Raw genomic sequence first — 21,570 nt, forward strand, 5'->3', positions numbered from 1 at the left:
CCCATGCGGCTGGCAGCGCCGCTACCCGGCAAAACGATCGAGGCGATCGGTAAACAGGCTACTGACGCCACGCTCGAACAGCGTTTTTGCCTGTTCCAGCGTGTTGACCGTGTAGCACAGCACCGGGATATCGTGTGCCGTCGCTTCGGCGATAATTTCGTCGCTGACCAGGTCGGCGGCGCAATGCAGCGTCACCGCCTGCAATCGGTCCAGTTGCGCATACCAGTCGGCGGGCGGCACCTCGAAAAGAACGCCGCGGCTGATTTCCGGCGCCACGTCGCGCGCCACCTCGAGGGCTGCGAGCGAGAAGGAAGACAGCAGCGGTTGAATCGTCGCCCCGCACCACAGGTCGGCGGTCAGCCGGGCGACGACAGCGGCCGTCGCCAGTTCGTGGCCGATTGCCGGCTTGATCTCGACGTTGGCCAGCAAGCCCAATTCACGGCACAGTGCGGCGGCTTCCGCAAATAATGGAACGGGTTCGCCGTTTCCGGCATCGAGCTTGAACAGGACCACGTCCGGTGTATCGCAAACGTGGCCCGTGCCGTTGGTCGTGCGTTCCAGCGTTTCATCGTGAATCAGCACCGGCGTTCCGTCCGCCGAGAGCATGACGTCGAATTCGACCGCCTGGTAGCCGAGGCTGGCCGCCAGCCGGATGCCGGCCAGCGTGTTTTCCGGAGCCAGGGTTCCGCCACCGCGATGGGCAATCCAGCGCGGCAGCGGGGGGTGCATCAGAAGGGCTGCGCCTTCTTCAAGGCCGGCGTCGCATTGAGGACCGACATGCCGCGACTGACCGCAGTATCGAGTGCGGCCTTGGACGGCTTTTTGTCTGACCACGCCAGCTCGATTTCCTCATCGGTGATTATGCGCACCGCATCGATATCCGAAACGTTCAGCGCTGACGGCAGTTTGGAATTCGTACCCTTCAAGGAAACATAGGCGGCTTGCAGCGCTTCGTCGTCGTCCTTCAGAATTTTGCTGCGTGCAGCGGCGCGGGCGGCGGCGGTCAGCGGCAAGCCACCATAGGCGCGCACCAGCTCGATCTGATTATCCGGCGCCAGCAGGTACGAGACAAACTTGGCGGCCTGCTTGTATTCGGCCGGCGAGCGGCCCGCCCCCACCCACAGTGAAGCGCCATCGGCCAGCGACGGCCGGCGGCCGCCATAGACGTCTTCGTGATAAGGCATCGGCGCGACGCCAAGTTCGACACCCTTGGCATCGCGGAAAGCGATCGACTGGTTCGAGTCGGCAGTAATCATCGCGCACTCGCCCGAGGCGAATTTCTGGTTGGCCTCGTCGCGGCGACCGAACAGGCGGAAATAATTGGCCTTGGTCCACGTCGACATCATCGCCACGTGTTTGACCTGCGGCAGGCCGTTGAAAGCAAGCTGACCCTTGTCAGTCGTCGCCTGCAAGCCGGAAACTGCGCTGACGTTGTCGACATGCACCCAAACCGGCCAGGCCGTGGTGTAGGGACACGAATAACCAGCATCCTGCAGTTTGTCGAGCATGCCCTGCATCTCGAACCAGGTCTTCGGCGGCTGCTCCGGATTCAGCTTGGCCTTGCGCAAGGCGTTCTTGTTGTAGAACAGCACCGGGGTCGCGTAGAGAACCGGCAAGGCAACCAGGCGACCCTTGGCATCGACGACATTGGCCTTCAGGTCATTCGACAGCCCGTCGGCATCCAGCTTGACACCTGCCTTGGCCATCATCTGATAGAGCGGCATGAAGTACTTCGACTGGCTCAACACCTCGCTCATGTCATAGCGATGCATCAGGTTCAGACCAGCCGGCCTCTCGCCTTTTTGCAGCCGCACCAGTTTCAGGTTACCGCCGGTGTCCTTGTTAAAACGATCGACAAAGCCTTGCAGGGCCTTCTCGCCTTCCGGGCTCAGGTTGTGCGCCAGCTCGAAGTCGCCCGAGGCGGCCACGGCAGCCTCCGGTTTTTCAGCAGCTTTCGCAACGGGCTTCTTGACAGATTTTGCAGTCGATTTGGCAGCCGGCTTGGATGCCTGCTTGGCGGAAGGTTCTGCGGCCAGCGCTGGAAAGGCCAGAGCCAGGCTGGCGGCGATTACCAGGGGGCGAATGAAATGCGACATAGGTACTCCGAGAGGCGAAAGGTTGCGATTATAACGCTCGATTCGCAAGCGTGAAGCGCTATAAAAAATACAACGCCACGCCCACTTCGTAGCCGACAACATCCGAATTCCGGGTGATGAAAGCCGTACGGCTGTTGCGTCCGGAATGGCGACCCGCCGACCGCTGGCAGCAATGCACCTCAGAAGGCATGCTTGCCACAATTTACATACATACACGAATGTATGTAGAATCCGTTCATCGTCAATTCTGCAGGTCACACGACCCTGCCGATCGCTATTCCCGGAGCTTCGACATGCACTCACCTCTCACCCTGCTACATCGTTTTCCGAAAACCCTGCTGCTTCCTAGCCTCATCAGCGGCGCGCTGTTCCTCGGCGCCTGCTCCAAGACTGAGGCACCGCCAAAGGCAGGCGGCGCAATGCCCGTCACCGTTCTGGAGATACAGCCACGCAGCGTGCCGAATGCGGTCGAAATCGTGGCACAGACCGAAGGGGCCAAGGAAACCGAGGTACGCGCCCGCGTCGGCGGCATTCTGATGAAACAGCTCTATCACGAGGGCGCGCCGGTCAAGGCCGGCCAACCGCTGTTTCAGATCGACCGCTCCACCTATGATATTGCCCACGCCGAGGCCAAGGCCAAGGCCGACCAGACAGCGCGCGAAATGGCGCGGCTCAAGAAACTGGTCGACATTCAGGGCGTCAGCCGCAAGGAATACGACGATGCGATCAGCGCCAACGAACTGGCGCAGGCCGCGTTGCGCCAGGCCCAATTGAATCTCTCGTGGACGACGGTCACGGCGCCGGTGGACGGCATCTCCGGGCGGGCGGCAAAATCGATCGGGAACCTGATTACGGTCGGATCGGACAGCCTGTTGACCTCGGTGTACCAGAATGACCCGATGTGGGTCCGCTTCAGCATCTCGACCAACGAAGCGGCGCGCCTGCCGGGTGGCCGCCTGACGCCGGAAACTGTCACCGGGGTCGAACTGGTCTTGCCGGACGGCAGCGTATTCCCGGTCAAGGGCAAATTGAACTTCATGGCCAGCACCATCGACCCGATGCTGGGCACCCGCCAGTTGCGTGCCGAATTCCCGAACAGCGACAGTCGCCTGCTGCCCGGCCAGTTCGTGCGCATTCGCCTGCTGGCCGGCGAGCAGGGCGGCATTTTCCTCGTCCCGCAAAGCGCGGTGGTCCAGAGCGAGCAGGGCAATCTGGTGATGACCGCCGATGCCGAGAACAAGGTCGCGCCGCGCCCGATAAAGACCGGCGAATGGTTTGGCAAGGACTGGATCGTACTTGACGGCCTCAAGGCCGGCGACAAGGTGATTATCGACAACCTGATGAAGCTCAGGCCGGGCGCGCCGGTCGATCCGCACCCACCCGCCCCAGCCGCCGGCACCAAGCCGGAAGGCATGTCGGGCATGAGCGCCACGACCCCGACCCACGAGTAAGGAGCGGCCATGTCGAAATTCTTCATCAACCGGCCGATCTTCGCGTCGGTGATCTCGATCATCATCGTCATCGCCGGGTTGGTCGCCTCGCAGGTGCTGCCGGTCGCGCAGTACCCGCAGATCGCCCCGCCGACGGTGCTGATCACCGCCAACTATCCGGGCGCTTCTGCCGAAACGCTGGCACGCACCGTCGCGGCGCCAATCGAGGAACAATTGAGCGGGGTCGAGAACCTGCTGTATTTCACCTCCTCGGCGTCGGCCAACGGCTCGGTCGCCATTACCGCGACTTTCGATATCGGCACCGACATCGACATCGCCTCGGTCAACGTCAATAACCGGGTCAAGGCCGCCGAGCCGCGCCTGCCGGAAGAAGTACGGCGTAACGGCGTGATCGTCCAGAAGCGCTCCAACGACATTCTGCAACTCGTCGCGCTGACTTCCGAAAAAAGCCGCTACAACACGCTGTTTCTCTCCAACTACGCCAGCCTGAACATCGTCGATGAACTGAAGCGGCTCAAGGGCGTCGGCGACGTCACCATTTTCGGCGCTCAGGATTACTCGATGCGCGTCTGGCTCAAGCCCGACCGCATGGCGCAACTGGGCCTGACGACAACCGACATCGCCAACGCGATCCGCATCCAGAACGCCCAGAACGCGGCCGGCAAGATCGGCCAGGAGCCGGCGCCGGACAGCCAGCAACTGGTTTATACGGTGACTGCCAAGGGCCGCCTGCTGACCCCCGAGGAATTCGGCGACATCGTCATCCGCGCCAGCGGTCCGGGCGGCGTACTGCGCCTGAAGGACGTTGCCCGCCTCGAACTCGGCGCTTTCAGCTATGACCAGCAGGTCACGCTGGATGGCCAGCCGACCATCGCGATGGGCGTTTTCCTGCAAACCGGCGCCAACGCGCTGGAAGTGGCGGAAAAAGTGCAAGCGCGGATGGACGAACTCAAAGTCAAGTTCCCAGAAGGCATGGGCTACGTGATTCCGTTCGACACCACACGCTTCGTTTCGGCGTCGATTCATGAAGTGGTCAAGACGCTGCTCGAAGCGATGATCCTGGTACTCGCCGTCGTCTACATTTTTCTGCAGAACTGGCGGGCGACGCTGATCCCGATGACCGCCGTGCCGATCTCCCTGATCGGCACCTTCGCCGGCCTCTGGCTGTTCGGTTTCTCGATCAACATGCTGACGCTGTTCGCGATGGTGCTGGCGATTGGCATCGTCGTCGATGACGCCATTGTCGTACTGGAAAACGTCGAGCGCCTGATGTCGGAGGAAAAACTGCCGCCGCGCCAGGCGGCCATCAAGGGCATGAAGGAAGTCCAGGGCGCAGTCATCGCCACCACGCTGGTTCTGGTCGCGGTTTTCGTGCCGGTCGCTTTCCTTGGCGGCATCGCCGGCCAGCTCTACAAACAATTCGCCGTCACTGTGGCCGTTTCCGTGGCGCTCTCCAGCGTTGTCGCACTGACCCTGACTCCCGCGCTTTGTGCGTTGCTGCTCAAGGCACAGCACGGTGAGAACAAGTTTTTTGCTCCCTTCAACCGCCTGTTCGAGCGGCTCACCAAATCCTACATCGGCGTCGTTCGCCTGACGGTCAAGCACAGCATCGTCGTTGCGCTACTGTTTGCCCTTGTAATCGGGGCCATCTTCGCTTTTTTCCGCATCATCCCCGGTAGTTTCGTGCCGGACGAAGACCAGGGCTACCTGATCTCCGCCATCATGCTGCCGGACGGGGCCACGCTCAGACGCACGGCGACGACCGGCGAAAACATGCGCCAGGCCATTGCCGCCGATCCTGCCGTCATGTACACCTTCGTCGTTTCCGGCTTCGACCTGATCGGCGGCGGCAACAAGCCCAATGCCGGCACCATGTTCATTCCACTGCACGACTGGAGCGAACGCGAGGCCAAGGCGCAGGATCTGGCCGGCAAGTTCATGGGCATCGGCATGATGCAACCGGACGGCCTCGGCCTCGTCTTCAACCCGCCGCCCATCCAGGGTCTCGGTACGGCAGGCGGCTTTGAAGTATTCGTCCAGAACCGCGTGGACGGGGATGCCCGCAAGCTCGACGAAGTGGTCAAGAATTTCATGGCCGAGTTACAGAAACGCCCGGAATTCACCCGCGTCTCCACCTTCTTCCGCCCGACCGTGCCGCAGCTTTTCGTCGAGGTCGATGAGCCAAAGGCGCTGGCGCTCGGCATCCCGCTCGACTCCGTGTATTCGACGCTGCAAAGCACGATGGGCGCGCTTTACGTCAACGACTTCAACAAGGCGGGCCGCGTCTTTCGCGTGCAGTTGCAGGCCGACGCGGATTACCGCATGAAGCCGGAAGACATCGGCAAAGTCTACGTGCGCAGTTCGACCAGCAACGGGATGATTCCGCTCTCCGCCATCGCCTCGGTCAAGCGCGTCGTCGGCCCCGAACAGGTCGAACGCTTCAATGGCTTCGTCGCCGCCAAGATCATCGGCGACAGCAAGCCCAGTGTCAGCTCGGGCGATGCCATCAAGATCGTTGAGGAAGTGGCCGCCGCCACGCTGCCGAGCGGCTATGAAATCTCCTGGACCGGCCAGGCCTTCCAGGAAAAGCGTTCCGCCGGCTCGTCGATCCAAGCCTTCGCCTTCGCCATCATCATGGTCTTCCTGATCCTTGCCGCGCAGTACGAAAAATGGTCGCTGCCGCTGGCCGTGGTCATGGCCGTACCGTTCGCGCTGATGGGCGCGCTGACGGCAATCTGGCTGCGTGGCATGCCGAACGATATCTACTTCCAGATCGGACTTGTCGTGCTGATCGGCCTGGCGTCGAAAAACGCCATTCTGATCGTCGAGTTCGCCGCCCAGAAGCACGCCGAAGGCATGAGCGTCGTCGACGCCGCGCTCGAAGGCGCCCGCCTGCGCTTCAGGCCCATCATCATGACTTCGCTCGCCTTCGTGCTCGGCGTCGTCCCACTGGTCACGGCTACCGGCGCCGGCGCCGGCGCCCGCCAGTCGATGGGCACCGGCGTCTTCGGCGGCATGATCGCCGCCACCTTCATCGCCACCCTCTTCATCCCGCTGTTCTTCAAGTGGCTCGAACGCGGCAAGCGGGAAATGCCCGACGGCCACGAAGCAGCAACCCAAGCCGAGGAAAACTAAGATGCCCGCCCGGAATATCCGCCCCGCAAAAATCGGCCTTTTTTCGGTGTTGACCGTAACGCTCGCCCTCGCCGGATGCGCGGTCGGCCCGGACTACCAGCGCCCCGAGGCGACCTTGCCGGCAACCTACAGTCAGGCGCCAACCGACGAAAGCGCCACGGCACCGGTCGATCCGGACTGGTGGACGCTCTTTGGCGACGCCGACCTCAACGCCCTCGTCCAGCAGGCCCTGGCCGCCAATCAGGATCTGCAAGCGGCCGTCGCCCGTCTGGAAGCCGCTGACGCCTTTGCCCGCGAAGTCGGCGCCGCGTATTATCCGGCTGTCGGCCTTGATGCCGCCACCAGCCGCCTGGGCACCAGCGGCGTGACTTACAACGGCCAGCAGATGGGCGGCGCCACCTACAACAACCGCCGCGCCGCGCTCATCCTTAGCTACGAAATCGACCTCTGGGGCCGCATCCGGCGCCAGAACGAAGCCGCCGGCGCCGACGCACTGTCCAGCCGCTTTGCCCGCGACAGCGTACGACTGGCGTTAATCGGCAACGTCGCCAACGAGTATCTGGCCCTGCGCAGCCACGATGCGGAAATTGCCGTCAGCCAGAACACCGTCGACTCCCGCGAAGAGACCGTGCGCATTGTCCGGGCGCGGCTTGATGCCGGAAATGCCTCGGGGCTCGAACTGGCACAGGCCGAAAACTCGCTCGCCTCCGCCCAGTCACAACTCAGCCAGCTCAAGCGACTGCGCGGACTTTCCGAGAACCAGATCGGCCTGCTCACCGGCCAGCCGGGATTGCGCATTCCTGCCGGCGATTTCGCCAAGCTTCCCCTGCCCCCGATGCCCCCCACCGGCCTGCCCTCGACCCTGCTCGAAGCCCGTCCGGACGTGCGCCAGGCCGAGGAAAAACTGATCGCCGCCAACGCCCGCATCGGGGTTGCCAAAGCCGCCTACTTTCCGACAATCAGCCTGACAGGCATCTACGGCAGCGAGAGCATGGCGCTTTCCAACCTGTTCACCGGCCCTGCCGGCATCTGGTCGGCCGCGCTCGGCCTCACCATGCCCGTTTTCGATGCCGGCCGCACCGGTGCCCGTGTCGACCAGGCAAGCGCCGGCCAGAAGGAAGCGCTGGCCAACTACCGGATGACCATGCAGAGCGCCTTCAAGGACGTCAACGACGCCCTGGTTGCCCTGCGTGAACTGCGCGCGGAAGAAGCCGCCAACATTGCCCAACTGGAAGCCGCGCAACGTTCGCTCAAGCTGTCGCAGGCGCGCTATGAGGCCGGTTATGCCGGCTTTCTGGACGTACTCGATGCACAGCGGACGACAAACGTCGCCCAATTGACTTATCTGAACAGCCGCAAGAACCGGCTTGGCGCCGCGGTAGACCTCTTCAAGGCGCTCGGCGGCGGCTGGCGCGAAGACATCTGAACGGCGCCCTCGATCACAGGAGAGAGACAAAATGGTCAGAAGAACCAAGGAAGACGCCCAGGAAACCCGCAACCGGATTCTCGACACGGCGGTCGAGGTCTTCAGTCGGCAAGGCGTCGCGCAAACCTCGCTGAACGATATCGCCAAGGAAGCTGGTGTCACGCGCGGCGCCATCTACTGGCATTTTGCCAACAAGGTCGCCATGTTCGATGCGATGATCGAGCGCCTGATCTGCCCCTTGCTGATCAACAGCGCGGAACGGGAGGCGCATCTGGTGGCAGACCCGCTCGGTTTTATTCAGGCAGCGACCAACGAATTTCTCGAAAAGATGCAGATCGACGGCAGTTTCCGCAGCGTATTCGAGATTTTCTGGCACAAGTGCGAATACGTCGGCGAAATGGCCACCCTGCGCGACTCGCATCTTGACGAAGGCCAGAACCACATTGAGGTCATTCAGCGTGCCTTCTCACTGGCTCAGGAAAAAGGCCAGATCAACCGCACACTGACCCCGCACCAGGCAACCATCGGCCTGATCGCCCTGATCGACGGATTGCTCTTCAACTGGACCAGAATGCCCGAGATGTTTCCGCTGGCCAGCTATGCCCTCCACATTCTCGACGTATGGTTCAGCGGACTCGGCGTTCCGATGCCGCGCTGAACAGCAGATATCGAGTGGAACCACGACTGTGCAGAGGTAACCGGGCATATTCCGCTGATCGAGACGCGCAAGGCGTATAATTTTGCCCCATGCCTGAAATCAATACCTTAGCTGGCGACGCGGCCAGCACTCCGGTAGCCGCAACAACTGCCGAAACCGCTCTCGAAATCACCTTTGCCGACCTTGGCCTGGTGCCCGAACTGTTGCGCGCCGTACTCGACGAGGGCTATACCAAGCCGACGCCGATCCAGGCCCAGGCCATCCCGCTGCTGATCAGCGGGGTGGACATCATGGGTGGCGCCCAGACCGGCACCGGCAAGACCGCCGCCTTCGTGCTGCCGATCCTCCAACGCATCCTGCCCTTCGCCAGCAGCAGCCCGTCGCCGGCCCGGCATCCGGTGCGCGCGCTGATCCTTGCGCCGACCCGCGAACTGGCGCTGCAGGTCTACGAGTCGGTCAAGTCCTACAGCAAGCACACGCCGGTCCGCTCCATGTGCGCCTTCGGCGGCGTCGACATCAAGCCGCAGATCACCGAACTGAAGAAGGGGGTCGAGATCCTCGTCGCCACACCGGGCCGCCTGCTTGACCACGTCGAGAACAAGAGCGTCAGCTTCAACTCGGTGCAGGCGCTGGTCCTCGACGAGGCCGACCGCATGCTCGACATGGGCTTCATCCCGGATGTCACGCGCATCCTGAACATGCTGCCGAAACAAAGACAAAGCCTGCTCTTCTCGGCGACCTTCTCGGAAGAAATCAAGCGCCTCGCCGACACCATGCTCAAGTCGCCGGTGCTGATCGAAGTCGCCCGCCGCAACCAGGTTTCCGAGACGATCACACACCGCGTATACCCGGTATCCGAATTCGGCAAGCGCGGCCTGCTGATCAAGCTGCTGAAATCGAGTGAAATCCGCCAGTGCCTGGTCTTCATGCGCACCAAGCAGGGCTGCTCGCGGCTGACCCGCGAGTTGCAGCGCGCCGGCATCCATGCCGATGCCATTCACGGTGACAAGAGCCAGCTCGAACGCATCAAGGCGCTCGACGCCTTCAAGGACGGCACGACGCACGCGCTGATCGCCACCGATGTCGCCGCCCGCGGCCTCGATATCGACGACCTGCCCTACGTTATCAACTACGAGTTGCCGCACACGCCGGAAGACTATGTGCACCGCATCGGCCGTACCGGCCGCGCCTGCAAGCAGGGTAATGCCATTTCACTGGTTTGTGCGCGTGAAGTCGGCTATCTGGTCGATATCGAGAAACTGATCAAGCGGCCGATCGAGCAGGTCGAGGTCGCCGGTTTCGAACCGGAGCCGGAGTACGAATACCCGCCGGGCAACAAGCGCAAGCGCTCGTCCGCGCCGCCGATCAAGGCACCGATCGCCCAGCGTCCGGAACGCCCGGCGCAGAGCGACCGGCGTCCGCCGCGGCGCAGCCCGATGGTCGCCGCCGACGGTTTCGACTTCAGCAAGCCTTACGAGGACACGGCGCCGTGCGCCGAGTTGCCGGATTCCCCAAAGCCGCCGGCCAAGGTCGACCCACACAAGCCGAGGCGGATCGTTGCGGCGCTGCTCGGCGGTCTCGGCAAGCGCTAGATCACTGTCGCCGGGCGGTGTCGGGAGCAGCCACGGCAGGTCTTGTCTCGTTCAGCTTGATAATCACCAGCGACAGGTTGTCGCCGCCTCCGGCGGCCCGGGCACGCGCCGCGTCGACCAGAATTTCCGAAGCCCTGCGTGCCGAATTCTCGGCGACTATGCGGCCCATCTCCGCGTCATCGAAGTAGGCCCAGAGGCCGTCCGAGCAGATCACGAAACTGTCGCCCCCGGTCAGGTCGTGGGCTTCGCCAAAATCGAACCGCGGATCTTCCTTGCCGCCCAGCGACGTTATCAGGATATTGCGATTGGGATGCGACAGCGCCTCCTCGGGCGTGAGACGCCCGCTGGCGATCAGGTACTCGACATAGGAATGATCAACGCTGCGGAAAATCGGCTCCCCGTCGCGAAAGCGATAGAGGCGACTGTCGCCGCAGTGAGCCCAGGTTGCCTTTCCAGGCTGCAGCAACAACATCACCGCCGTGCTGTGCGGATCTTTCTCGTTCATGAAACGCGAGGCCTTGACCATGAGATGCGCCTCGAGCATGCTATTTTCTAGCAAGATCCGCGCCATTTCCAGCCTCGGCGAAAAGCACTCGAAGCTGTTCTTCGCCGTATACACCACCTGTTCCGCGGCCAGTGCGCCACCGGTGTGGCCGCCCATGCCGTCGGCGACGACCGCCAGCGCCACCCCGCGCTGGTGAACATGCGGAAGGATCGCGAGACGATCCTGTTGTTCCTTGCGATCCCCCTGGTGCTGTGCCGCGCACGCATCGACCGTTATGAGCATTACCTCTCCTTGACCGCGAAGATTAGCACGGATGGTCAGCCTGCTGCCCGTGACAAAACTCACGCTTTACGGACGATGGCCGCGCTCTCAGGGCATCGCCGCGTCGACGAGCTCGATCCAGTGCCTGGCCGGCAGAACGCTTCCCGCCTGCAGATGGGTCAGGCAGCCAATATTGGCGGTGGCGATAAGCAGCGGCGAACCCGCCATCAGTGCCGCCAGCTTGTTGTCGCGCAGGCGTCGCGACAATTCCGGCTGGAGCAGCGAATAGGTGCCGGCCGAACCACAGCACAGATGCCCGTCCGCCACCGGAACCAGCTCGTAGCCGGCTGCCACCAGCAGCCCTTCGGTGACGCCGCGTATCTTCAGTCCGTGCTGCAAGGTACACGGCGAATGGAAAGCCACCTTGCCGCGCGCGCCATGAGGCGCTTCAAGCAAGGCCTGCAGATGCGCCTGTTCGGCGGCGAGCACTTCCGAGGGGTCGCGACAGAGAGCACTGATTTTTGCCGCCTTTTCGGCGTAGACCGCATCGTTCGCCAGTACACGACCAAAGTCCCTGACCTGCACGCCACAGCCGGAAGCGGTGACGACGATCGCCTCGACGCCGGCCTCGACATGCGGCCACCAGGCATCGATGTTGCGCCGCATGTCATTCTTGGCCGCATCCTGGTCGTTCAGGTGGAAACGCACGGCGCCGCAGCAGCCTGCCTTCCTTTCCTCGAACAACTTGATACCCAGCTTGTCCAGCACGCGCGCCGTCGCCGCGTTGATATTCGGCGCCAGCGCCGGCTGCACGCAGCCGGCCAGCACCAGCATGCGGCGTCGATGGCCAAGCGCCTCCGGCCACGGCTTCGCCTTTCCCTGGCTATCCGGCGGCAACTTGTCGGCGAACGCGGAAGGCAGCAACGGGCGCACCAGTTGGCCCAGCTTCACCGCCGGGCCAAACACCAACGGGCGCGGCAAGGCGTTACGCAGCACCCAGCGGGTCAGCGCAGCGCCGCCCTTGCGCGGCAGTTTCTGCTCGACCACCTGACGTCCGATGTCGAGCAGATGGCTGTATTTGACGCCGGACGGGCAGGTCGTCTCGCACGAGCGGCAGGTCAGGCAGCGGTCGAGATGGAGGCGGGTCTTTTCGCTGACCGGCTGCCCTTCGAGCACCTGCTTGATCAGATAGATGCGGCCGCGCGGCCCATCGAGCTCGTCGCCAAGCAACTGGTAGGTCGGACAGGTCGCGTTGCAGAAACCGCAGTGCACACAAGTCCGCAGGATCGCCTCCGCCTCCTTGCCGGCCGGTGTGTCGCGGATGAAATCGGCAAGTCGGGTATCCATCAGAACTCCGCGTAGAGACGACCGGGGTTGAGGATAGCGCGCGGATCGAAGGCTTTTTTCAGCCGGCGATGCAGCGCGAGCATGGCCGGCGGCAACGGTGCAAAAGCGCCTTCGCGGCAGCGCAGCGATTCCGGCGCCCGATAAAGCACGGCATGACCGCCGAGACGCGCCGCCGCGCCGCGCACGGCAGCGTGAATTTCGCCCGGCTCGCCGGCGTACCAGCGCAAGGCGCCGCCCCACTCGATGGCGCGCAGGCCGTCGAGGCCCGGTGATGGCGCGCCGGAGGGCAGCGCCAGACGCCAGAGTACAGCAGCGGCAAACGCCGGGTGCGTTTGCTCACGCACCAAATTCCAGTGTTTTTCGGCGTCGACCGCAACAGCCCCACCCAGCTTGCTGATCGCTGCCGCGACGGCGGCCCTGGCTCCGGACAGCCGTAGCCAGAGCTTTCCGTCATGCCAGAACGACGCGGAAATCGGCAAAGGCTGGCCGCCCCACTGGTTGAGCCGTTTGACCGCCTCGCTTTCGTTTATGTCGAAAACCAGCGTCTGCTCGGCCACCGGTAGCGGCAACACCTTCACCGTCACCTCGGCCAGCACGCCCAGCGTACCAAGGCTGCCGGCAAGCAACCGCGAAATGTCGTAGCCAGCGACATTCTTCATGACCTGACCGCCAAATTCGAGCACCTGACCGGCGCCATCAACCAATTTCACGCCGAGCATGAAATCGCGCACCGCACCGGCCTGCTGACGACGCGGACCGGACAAGCCGGTGGCGACGCAGCCGCCGACCGTGGCACCGGAAAATCGCGGCGGCTCGAAAGCGAGCATCTGCCCCTTCTCGACCAGCGCCGCTTCGATCTCATCCAATGGCGTACCGCATTTGGCAGTAACGTAAAGTTCGGTCGGTTCGTAGGCGATGATGCCGGCGTAAGCCGCAACATCCAGTACCTCGCCGGCCAGCATGCCACCGTAGAAATCCTTGCTGCCAGCACCGCGGATGCGTAATTGCGTCTGGCTGTCATGGGCGCTACGGAGCGCCGCAACGAGATCATCGAGCGTCATCAGAAGCGTTCCAGTTCGGGAAATTTGATTTCGCCGTGATGAACATGCATGCGCCCGTACTCGGCGCAACGGTGCAGGCTGGGCACCGCCTTGCCGGGATTGAGCAGGCCGCGCTCATCGAATGCCTCCTTGACGCGGTGGAAAGTCTCCAGTTCCGGCGTCGTGTATTGCACGCACATCTGGTTGATCTTCTCGATACCGACCCCATGCTCGCCGGTGATCGAGCCGCCGAGCGCCACCGAGAGTTCGAGGATCTCGGCGCCGAAGGCTTCGGCGCGTTCCCATTCGCCGTGTTTGGCCGCGTCGTACATGATCAGCGGATGCAGGTTGCCATCACCGGCATGAAAGACGTTGGCGCAACGCAACGCATATTTTTTCTCCATGTCCACGATGGCCCCCAGCATTTCGGCCACCCGCTTGCGCGGAATCGTGCCGTCCATGCAGTAATAGTCGGGCGTGATGCGCCCGACCGCCGGGAAAGCCGCCTTGCGTCCGGCCCAGAAACGCAGGCGCTCGGACTCCGATTGCGAAACGCGAATGTTGCCGGCGCCGGCGCCTTTCAGGACCTCGGTAACGCGGACGATTTCCTCGGCGACCTCTTCCGGCGTGCCGTCGGATTCGCAGAGCAGGATGGCGGCGGCGTCAAGGTCATAGCCTGCCTTGACGTAAGGCTCAACGGCTGCCGTCGCCGGCTTGTCCATCATTTCCAGACCGGCCGGGATGATGCCGGCGGCGATGATTCTGGCCACCGCGTCACCGGCCTTGCCGACGTCGTCGAAGGAGGCCATTACCACCTGCGCCAGTTCCGGCTTGGGTACCAGCTTGACGGTGACTTCGGTAACCACGCCGAGCATCCCTTCGGAGCCGATGAACAGCGCCAGCAGATCATAGCCCGGAGAGTCCGGCGCTTCCGAGCCGAACTCGAAAACCTCGCACTCGATGCTGACGACACGGATGCGCAGCACGTTATGCACGGTCAGCCCGTATTTCAGGCAGTGCACACCGCCCGAATTCTCGGCGACGTTGCCGCCCAGCGTGCAGGCAATCTGCGACGACGGGTCGGGTGCGTAGTAGAGACCGAACGGCGCCGCCGCTTCGGAAACAGCGAGGTTGCGCACGCCGGGTTGGACGACGGCCAGGCGAGCGTTGCGGTCGACGCGCAAAATCTTGTTGAAACGCGCCAGCGACAGGACAACCCCCTGCGCATGCGGCATCGCTCCGCCGGAGAGGCCGGTGCCGGCACCGCGCGCAACGACCGGTACGCCAAGCTGGTGGCAGGTACGCAGGATGTCAATTACCTGCCCTTCGCTTTCCGGGAGACAAACCGCCAGCGGCAGTTCGCGGTAGGCCGTCAGACCATCGCACTCGTAGGGACGCAGATCCTCCTCGTCCACCAGCAGGCAGTACGCCGGCAGGATGGTTTTGAGGCGTGCCACAAGGGCGGCACGATCAGTATTGAATGTGGGGTCGGGCTTTGTCATCGGCTCATTCTAACCCCACCAGCAGGGCGCGGAAATCGTTGACGTTGGTCCGCGTCGACCCGTTCACCAGCAGGTAGTCGAGCACGGCGAAGAAACCCCTGGCATCGTTGCCCGCCAGATGCTGGCGCGGGTCGACACCGAGCGCGCGAGCGCGGACCAGCGTATCCGACGCGACGAAGGCACCGGCCCCGACCAGTGATCCTCGACCGCGCGCACCGGCATTCGTAGGGGAAAAGATATTCGACACCCGAGAACCCCGCCGCTGCCACCCGCCCGAAGCGTTCGGGAAATGGGGCATCGGTGACTAGAAAACTGACATTGGATGCGAACTATGGCATGGTCACAGCATTCTGTATGGCGGGCCGGCCAGTATAATCCGCCCACATCGAGGTGACGATTGTCGCCTTCGGCAAAAAGCCATCTCAGACCAAAGGCCTCAACCAATCCAGCCCTCATGAGCCAACTCCCCGTCAGCCAATACCAGCGCGAGATCGCCGACCTGATGCAGTGCGGCGGCTCAACCGACGAATCGAGCATCCGCGAGAAATTCAACACCTACAGCTTCGCCGATTACAAGGAAAAGGTCATCGACCTGCTCGGCTGCGTCTGCGCGGCGAGCGTTGAAACGCAAGGCATTATTGAGAAAATGAACACATACCCACTGCAAGGAGAAGTCGCACATGAGCACAACGGATAAAGACCAGGATCCGGAACGCAAGGGCAACCGCCTGTCGAAGATCGTCACCCGCACCGGCGACGCCGGCACCACCGGCCTCGGCGACGGCAGCCGGACAACCAAGGACAGCCTGCGCATCGATGCCATGGGCGAGGTCGACGAACTGAACTCCGGCCTCGGCGTCCTGCTTTGCGAGGAACTGCCGGACACCGTGCGCGCCGCACTGCTCGACATCCAGAACGAACTCTTCGACCTCGGCGGCGAGCTCTGCCTGCCGGGTATGGAAGTGGTCAAGGAAGTGCAGGTCGCCCGCCTCGAGGCGCTCGCCGAAGAGTTCAACTCCGATCTGCCGATGCTCAAGGAATTCATCCTGCCCGGCGGCACCCGCCCGGCCGCCCTCGCCCACGTGAGCCGCACGGTCTGCCGCCGTGCCGAGCGGGCCATCGTCCGCCTGGCGAACGCCGAAGCGGTGTCTGACGCGGCGCGCCGCTACATCAACCGCCTTTCCGACCTGCTGTTCATTCTCGGCCGCGTCCTCAACCGCGCCGGTGGCCGCGGCGACGTGCTGTGGCAGAAAGGCAAGACCGCCGCATGAGCGCCTGCATCATCGGTCACATCACGATCAGGGATGTCGACAAATGGGCAGAGTATCGTGCCCGGGTGCCGGCGACGCTGGCGCCGTGGGGCGCTGAACTGCTGTTTCGCGGGCAACTGGCTGCCGTCCTCAGCGGCGAGTACGCGGCTAGCGACACTGTCGTCATCCGCTTCCCGGATGGCGCGGCGGTCGCTGGCTGGTACCAGTCCGCTGCTTACCAAGCGTTGATACCGCTGCGTGAACAGGCGGCCGACTTCGTCCTGCTTTCCTTCACTGACTGAAGCGTCGTCGTTTAGGCAGTTGCCCCTACCCGCACCTGTACCGTGCCGGCTATGCTGTCCGACACCCTCGCCCGGAGCCAACTCCATGAACTTGCCGAATCTTTCCACAGTGTCGCTAAGCCTCGAACAGGGCATCGCCGAGATCCACCTCAACCGGCCCGACAAATTCAACGCGATGACCGAGGCCATGTGGCAGGAAATTCGCCAGGCCTTTGAATGGGCAGACACCACACCCGAGGTGCGCGTCGTCATTCTCTCCGGCGCCGGCAAGAACTTCTGTGCCGGCATTGATCTCGCCCTGCTCGCCGGCATCCAGCAGCACATCGCACATCCCGACGGTGCGCGCAGTCGGGAAGCCTTGCGCCGCCTGATCCTCGACATGCAGGATTGCCTCTCTAGCGTCGAACGCTGTCGCAAACCCGTGCTGGCCGCCATCCGCGGCGCCTGCATCGGCGGCGCGGTCGATCTGGTGACCTGCTGCGACATGCGCTACGCCGCCACCGACGCCGTTTTTTCGGTACGCGAGATCGACGTCGGCATGGTCGCCGACGTCGGCACCCTGCAGCGCCTGCCGCGCCTGATACCGGAAGGCGTGGCCCGCGAACTGGCGTTCACCGGGCGCAACTTCCTGGCCGATGAAGCGGAACGGATCGGCCTGGTCAACCGTGTTTTCACATCCCAAGAGACGTTGCCCGCAACGGTTCGCGAGCTGGCGCTCGCCATCGCCGCCAAATCACCGCTGGCAATTCGCGGCATCAAAGAGGTGATGAACTACAGCCGTGACCATTCGGTTGCCGACGGACTCAACTTCGTCGCCACCTGGAATGCGTCGATGCTGCTCTCGGACGATCTTGGCGAAGCGATCGCCGCCCAGCGCGAAAAGCGCCCGCCGCGCTTCGCCGACTGAACTGGGGAACCGCCGCTTCGTCCGCCCATTCGTCCCATCCACGCCAGCAAAGGAGCGATTCATGATCCTGCTCAATTCGAAAAAAAATCCGCGCCTATCCTGATCAGCGCTCGCGGGAGATCATGGAAAAGACCATCGCCTTCTTCGAAAGGAAGGGGCTGACCAAGCTCAAGGAGGCCTACAATGGCGCCGTCTGGGATACTTGGCGCGTCAGTGGCTTTGCCGAAATCCTCGGCTTTTACGGCCTGTGTTACTGGTACGTCTATCAGGTGTCGGTACTGCGGCATCGGCCCCATCTTGATGAGCAGCAACAATGACGCGCAAGGCAGGGCCAAGCGCCTGCTCGACGACGGCAACATCTTCGCTTTCGGACTCTCGTTCAACCCGATGGTCAAGATGAAGGTGACGACCCAGGGCGAGGAAGTCATCAACCTGCTGTGAGACGTCATTGCCGCCAAGGGTTTCGAAAAGGAGCCATACTTCTCGATGGCCGCCGCCGACATCCGCTGCCTGCCCAAGCTGGAAGGTACGGTGCATGTGAATATGGCGCTGATCGTCAAGTTCATGGTCAACTACTTCTTCGCGCCGGCCGAATACCCGGAAGTCCCCAGGCGCGACGACGGTGCCGACGACGCCTTCCTGTTCGACCAGGGGACAGGGCACAATCAGGTTTCACGACTACCGCATCGTTTACGCCAGCTACGACCTGCCCAACCTAAACGTGTTCAAGGGGCAGATCGCCCTGTTCAAGGAAATGGCCGTGCTGGCGTCGCCGACCAAGGCGCAGGCCAAGGATATCGAATTCCTGCTGACCGCCGGCGAAATGTTCACGCTCGTCGTCTACGGCCAACTCATCCTCGAGAACGCAAAAATCCACAAGCTCGAAACGGAGGTGCTCGACCAGATCTTCGACTTCATGGTGCGCGACTTCTCCAAGTTTGCCCTACAGATGTACTCCAAGCCCAGCAGCAGCGAAGGGCAGATGGCGCAGTGCCTGAAGATGATCCGCAAGCCGGTGGTCGATGACCTGCCTTACGGCAAGGTGTGGTCAGCGCACGTGCTGACGATGAGAGGCCAGTACCGCATGCCGAAGTAGTATCTAGGAAGCGTCCGGTCGCGGTTACGCGGGGTGCATTGACTGCCAAAGGGATTAGGCAGCATCATTGCAACCGGGCTGAAGCGGATGTGGATGCCCGCTCACTAGAGAAAGAGAGATGAGCGAAAAAGAGAAAAAACCGGGAGCAGCCGAGACAACCGGCACCGACCTGATCGAGATGCTGAGCCAATCGCGGCTCTTTCGCGACGTCCCCATGGACGCGATCGCGCATCTGCTTCTGGACTGCGAACAACTGACCATCGACACCGGCGAGACGCTGCTCTCCCGCAATGCACCGAACGGTAGCATCTATGTCCTCCTCGCCGGTCGCGTGAGCGTACACCTGACGGCCCCGGACGACGAACCAGCGTTTTACATCGGCATTGGAGAATGTGCCGGCGAGATGTCGGTGGTTGATGGCAACGTGGTGTCGGCCGACGTCATTGCCGAGGAGGAAACATGCGTATTGCGGGTTTCGCAGGATGTCCTCTGGACGATGGTCGAAATCTCGCATGCCATCGCCCGCAATCTGCTCTACATCCTGTCGACACGGGTGCGCCATGGCAACGAGTTGCTCATTCGCAACAAGCGAACGCAGCGCGACCTCGAACTGGCAGCGACGGTCGATGCCCTGACCGGCATCAATAACCGCGGCTGGATGGAACATTCTTTCCCGCGGATCATGGCGCGCTGTGCCGACGGGGGCCGTTCATTCTGCTGCCTGCTGATCGACATCGACAACTTCAAGCGGCTCAACGACACCTGGGGACACGTTTCCGGTGATCAGGCGCTGGCGGCCGTCGCCGCATCGCTCGTCAACAACATAAGACCAGAGGATCTGCTGGCGCGTTTCGGTGGCGAGGAGTTCGTAATCGGCTTGCCGAACACCGGCTTGGACGAGGCCTTCATCGTCGCCGAACGTGTGCGTCGCGCGATCGAATTCCTGCCGTTGAACTTCCGACGCGGCGAAGGTCTGCCGCACATGACCGTATCGATCGGCATCGGGCGCATGCAGCCGGAGCAAACATTGCCGGAGTTGATCGCCACCGCCGATGAAGCGCTCTACCGGGCGAAAAGCGGCGGACGTAATCGGGTCATGCTCTAGCCGGCGGATCTCCGCGGCAATCGGCTTTCGGCAATGAGAACCGGGCTGCCTCGGTTCACGCCTCGACCAAGCCATTTGCCGGCTGTCAACACTCTGTTCGACTCGACCAGGGAATCTTTACGCCGCTGCCTCCGCCACCCGACGGGCGCGGACGGCCGCCGCCAGCTTCTCCAGCACCGTCAGGCTGTCATCCCAGCCGAGACAGGCGTCGGTAATGCTCTGGCCGTAGGTCAGCGCCTTCTCTGGCTCTAGGTCCTGACGGCCTTCGACGAGATGCGATTCGACCATGACGCCGACGATGCGCTCCTCGCCAGCCGCCAACTGGGCGGCAACGCTGGCACAGACTTCCAGTTGCAGCTTGTATTGCTTGCGGCTGTTGCCATGCGAGAAATCGACCATGAGCCTGGCGGCCAGGCCGGCCTTAGCGATTTCGGTACAGGCGTCATCGACGCTCGCGGCGTCGAAGTTGGGTTCCTTGCCGCCACGCAGGATGACATGGCAGTCCTCGTTGCCCATCGTCGACACGATGGCGGTGTGGCCGGACTTGGTGACCGACAGGAAGTGGTGCGGGGAATTGGCCGAGCGGATGGCGTCGACCGCGATACGCATGTTGCCGTCGGTACCGTTCTTGAAGCCGACCGGACAGGAGAGGCCGGAGGCAAGTTCGCGGTGCACCTGCGATTCGGTGGTACGGGCGCCGATAGCGCCCCAGGCGATGAGGTCGGCGGTGTATTGCGGGGTGATGGTGTCGAGAAATTCAGTGGCGCAGGGTAGGTCGAGTTCGTTGATTTCGAGCAGGATGCGCCGGGCCAGGCGGATGCCTTCGTTGATGCGAAAAGTGTTGTCGAGACGTGGGTCGTTGATCAGCCCCTTCCAGCCGACCGTGGTGCGTGGCTTCTCGAAATACACACGCATCAGTACGACGAGATCCTCAGCATGCCTTTCTGCTTCCTTCGCCAAGCGTTTGGCGTATTCCAGCGCGGCGTCGTAGTCGTGGATCGAACAGGGACCGATAACGACCAGCAAGCGGTCGTCTGCACCGTGCAGGGTACGGTGGATTGCCTGACGGGCCGCGTAGGTGGTCTGCGCCGCGCGACTGGAGACTGGATACTCGCGGAAGACGTGCGCCGGCGGTACCAGTTCCTTGATTTCCCGGATCCGCAGGTCGTCGGTGTTCGGCTTGCTTTGCGGCGTCATCACCAGTCCCATTGAAAATTGCTGAAAGCCCGGCATTCTAACCGATGCCGCCCGAAGATTCCCGGTTTGAATCCCCATCCATCGATTGCGCGACTGCCGGTCGCCGGAATCCGCAGGGGTCCGCCCTATTCCACCTTGAGATTGGAAATGATGGCCAGCAGCCCGTCGCGCATTGCTCGCGCATCGACCAGCGCATGATGTTGCCTGTTGTCCCTAGAAAAATGGCGCCTGAGCTCGCGCTCGAAAATCGCCATCGCCTCGACCGAAAGGGGCGCGAGCGTCAGCAGCATGACGTCCAGCGGCCCGGCCAGGCCCGGGAGCACGAGCAGACCCGGAAGGTGATTGCGCTCGCCGCTCAGGGCGTGGCGCACGACGTAGATGTCCCAGTCGCTGTCCGAGAGCAGCACCGGGGCATCGAACTGCCCCAGCCAGGCAGCGAGCCGGTTGGCAAAACGGGCGCGTGGGCAAACCGCCGCGCCGCCTTCGAGCAAGGGCAACACGGTTTCCCGGACAAACTCCGAGCACTCCTCGTCAAGAATCGGTGACAGTTCGCAATAGAACTCGCGGCCGTCTTCGCTCACCGCGCCGAAGGAGATCAGGCTTGCCTCGCGCGCGAGCATTGTGAACTCGGTGTCGATGAAAATTTGCATTTGCCTTGCCAGTCATTCGAAGACGCAAGGCTAATGCGTCGGCACGCTTC

19 protein-coding genes and 1 pseudogene are annotated in these 21,570 nt (G+C 62.8%); 11 read left to right on the forward strand and 9 right to left on the reverse strand.

What is annotated here, in order from left to right:
• Positions 1-21: 21 nt before the first annotated feature.
• Complete coding sequence (ugpQ, locus tag IPP03_06745; GenBank protein ID MBL0352349.1) at positions 22-729, reverse strand: glycerophosphodiester phosphodiesterase; 708 nt, start codon at positions 727-729, stop codon at positions 22-24.
• Positions 729-2,096 (reverse strand): extracellular solute-binding protein, encoded by a 1,368-nt coding sequence (locus IPP03_06750; protein MBL0352350.1) that lies wholly within the window; start codon positions 2,094-2,096, stop codon positions 729-731. The genes ugpQ and IPP03_06750 overlap by 1 nt, the downstream gene beginning before the upstream one ends.
• Positions 2,097-2,389: 293 nt before the next feature.
• Here IPP03_06750 and IPP03_06755 point away from each other — a divergent pair, with 293 nt between their 5' ends.
• The 5 genes from IPP03_06755 to IPP03_06775 all read left to right on the forward strand — a co-directional run bounded on the left by IPP03_06755 (position 2,390) and on the right by IPP03_06775 (position 10,358).
• Positions 2,390-3,547 (forward strand): efflux RND transporter periplasmic adaptor subunit, encoded by a 1,158-nt coding sequence (locus IPP03_06755; protein MBL0352351.1) that lies wholly within the window; start codon positions 2,390-2,392, stop codon positions 3,545-3,547.
• A gap of 9 nt (positions 3,548-3,556) precedes the next feature.
• Positions 3,557-6,682 (forward strand): multidrug efflux RND transporter permease subunit, encoded by a 3,126-nt coding sequence (locus tag IPP03_06760; protein MBL0352352.1) that lies wholly within the window; start codon positions 3,557-3,559, stop codon positions 6,680-6,682.
• Between the two features lies 1 nt (position 6,683).
• Positions 6,684-8,108 (forward strand): efflux transporter outer membrane subunit, encoded by a 1,425-nt coding sequence (locus tag IPP03_06765; protein ID MBL0352353.1) that lies wholly within the window; start codon positions 6,684-6,686, stop codon positions 8,106-8,108.
• Positions 8,109-8,139: 31 nt separating this feature from the next.
• Positions 8,140-8,766: a TetR family transcriptional regulator gene (locus tag IPP03_06770; GenBank protein MBL0352354.1), complete on the forward strand. Its 627-nt coding sequence runs from the start codon at positions 8,140-8,142 to the stop codon at positions 8,764-8,766.
• Between the two features lie 167 nt (positions 8,767-8,933).
• Complete coding sequence (locus IPP03_06775) at positions 8,934-10,358, forward strand: DEAD/DEAH box helicase (GenBank protein MBL0352355.1); 1,425 nt, start codon at positions 8,934-8,936, stop codon at positions 10,356-10,358.
• 1 nt (position 10,359) lies between these two features.
• On the opposite strand, the gene IPP03_06780 is transcribed toward IPP03_06775, so the two are convergent.
• The 5 genes from IPP03_06780 to IPP03_06800 form a co-directional block, all read right to left on the reverse strand.
• Positions 10,360-11,145 carry a serine/threonine-protein phosphatase gene (locus tag IPP03_06780; protein MBL0352356.1) on the reverse strand — a complete coding sequence of 262 codons (786 nt, stop codon included), beginning with the start codon at positions 11,143-11,145 and terminating at the stop codon, positions 10,360-10,362.
• Positions 11,146-11,232: 87 nt separating this feature from the next.
• Positions 11,233-12,471, reverse strand: coding sequence for a glycolate oxidase subunit GlcF (gene glcF / locus IPP03_06785; protein MBL0352357.1), 1,239 nt, complete (start codon positions 12,469-12,471; stop codon positions 11,233-11,235).
• Entirely contained in the window at positions 12,471-13,532 is a 1,062-nt protein-coding gene (gene glcE / locus IPP03_06790) for a glycolate oxidase subunit GlcE (protein MBL0352358.1), read from the reverse strand. The genes glcF and glcE overlap by 1 nt, the downstream gene beginning before the upstream one ends.
• Positions 13,532-15,013: an FAD-binding protein gene (locus tag IPP03_06795; protein ID MBL0352359.1), complete on the reverse strand. Its 1,482-nt coding sequence runs from the start codon at positions 15,011-15,013 to the stop codon at positions 13,532-13,534. The genes glcE and IPP03_06795 overlap by 1 nt, the downstream gene beginning before the upstream one ends.
• A 4-nt stretch (positions 15,014-15,017) precedes the next feature.
• Entirely contained in the window at positions 15,018-15,311 is a 294-nt protein-coding gene (locus tag IPP03_06800) for a hypothetical protein (protein ID MBL0352360.1), read from the reverse strand.
• A gap of 99 nt (positions 15,312-15,410) precedes the next feature.
• On the opposite strand from IPP03_06800, the gene IPP03_06805 reads away from it, so the two are divergent.
• The 6 genes and pseudogenes from IPP03_06805 to IPP03_06830 all read left to right on the forward strand — a co-directional run bounded on the left by IPP03_06805 (position 15,411) and on the right by IPP03_06830 (position 19,673).
• Positions 15,411-15,710 (forward strand): hypothetical protein, encoded by a 300-nt coding sequence (locus IPP03_06805; GenBank protein ID MBL0352361.1) that lies wholly within the window; start codon positions 15,411-15,413, stop codon positions 15,708-15,710.
• Positions 15,694-16,284: a cob(I)yrinic acid a,c-diamide adenosyltransferase gene (locus tag IPP03_06810; protein ID MBL0352362.1), complete on the forward strand. Its 591-nt coding sequence runs from the start codon at positions 15,694-15,696 to the stop codon at positions 16,282-16,284. Before IPP03_06805 ends, IPP03_06810 begins: the two co-directional genes overlap by 17 nt.
• Positions 16,281-16,565, forward strand: coding sequence for a DUF1330 domain-containing protein (locus tag IPP03_06815; GenBank protein MBL0352363.1), 285 nt, complete (start codon positions 16,281-16,283; stop codon positions 16,563-16,565). The genes IPP03_06810 and IPP03_06815 overlap by 4 nt, the downstream gene beginning before the upstream one ends.
• A gap of 85 nt (positions 16,566-16,650) precedes the next feature.
• Complete coding sequence (locus IPP03_06820) at positions 16,651-17,472, forward strand: crotonase/enoyl-CoA hydratase family protein (protein MBL0352364.1); 822 nt, start codon at positions 16,651-16,653, stop codon at positions 17,470-17,472.
• Positions 17,473-17,533: 61 nt separating this feature from the next.
• Positions 17,534-18,568, forward strand: a pseudogene (locus tag IPP03_06825) (hypothetical protein).
• 118 nt (positions 18,569-18,686) lie between these two features.
• Positions 18,687-19,673 (forward strand): diguanylate cyclase, encoded by a 987-nt coding sequence (locus IPP03_06830; GenBank protein ID MBL0352365.1) that lies wholly within the window; start codon positions 18,687-18,689, stop codon positions 19,671-19,673.
• A gap of 117 nt (positions 19,674-19,790) precedes the next feature.
• Here IPP03_06830 and aroG read toward each other — a convergent pair whose 3' ends face one another.
• Both aroG and IPP03_06840 read right to left on the reverse strand, forming a co-directional pair.
• Positions 19,791-20,870: a 3-deoxy-7-phosphoheptulonate synthase AroG gene (gene aroG, locus IPP03_06835; protein ID MBL0352366.1), complete on the reverse strand. Its 1,080-nt coding sequence runs from the start codon at positions 20,868-20,870 to the stop codon at positions 19,791-19,793.
• A 125-nt stretch (positions 20,871-20,995) separates the two neighbouring features.
• Positions 20,996-21,520, reverse strand: a complete 525-nt coding sequence (locus tag IPP03_06840; protein ID MBL0352367.1) for a 3'-5' exoribonuclease — start codon at positions 21,518-21,520, stop codon at positions 20,996-20,998.
• Positions 21,521-21,570 lie beyond the last annotated feature (50 nt).

Source organism: Candidatus Dechloromonas phosphoritropha, from assembly GCA_016722705.1.
Taxonomy (GTDB): domain Bacteria; phylum Pseudomonadota; class Gammaproteobacteria; order Burkholderiales; family Rhodocyclaceae; genus Azonexus; species Azonexus phosphoritrophus.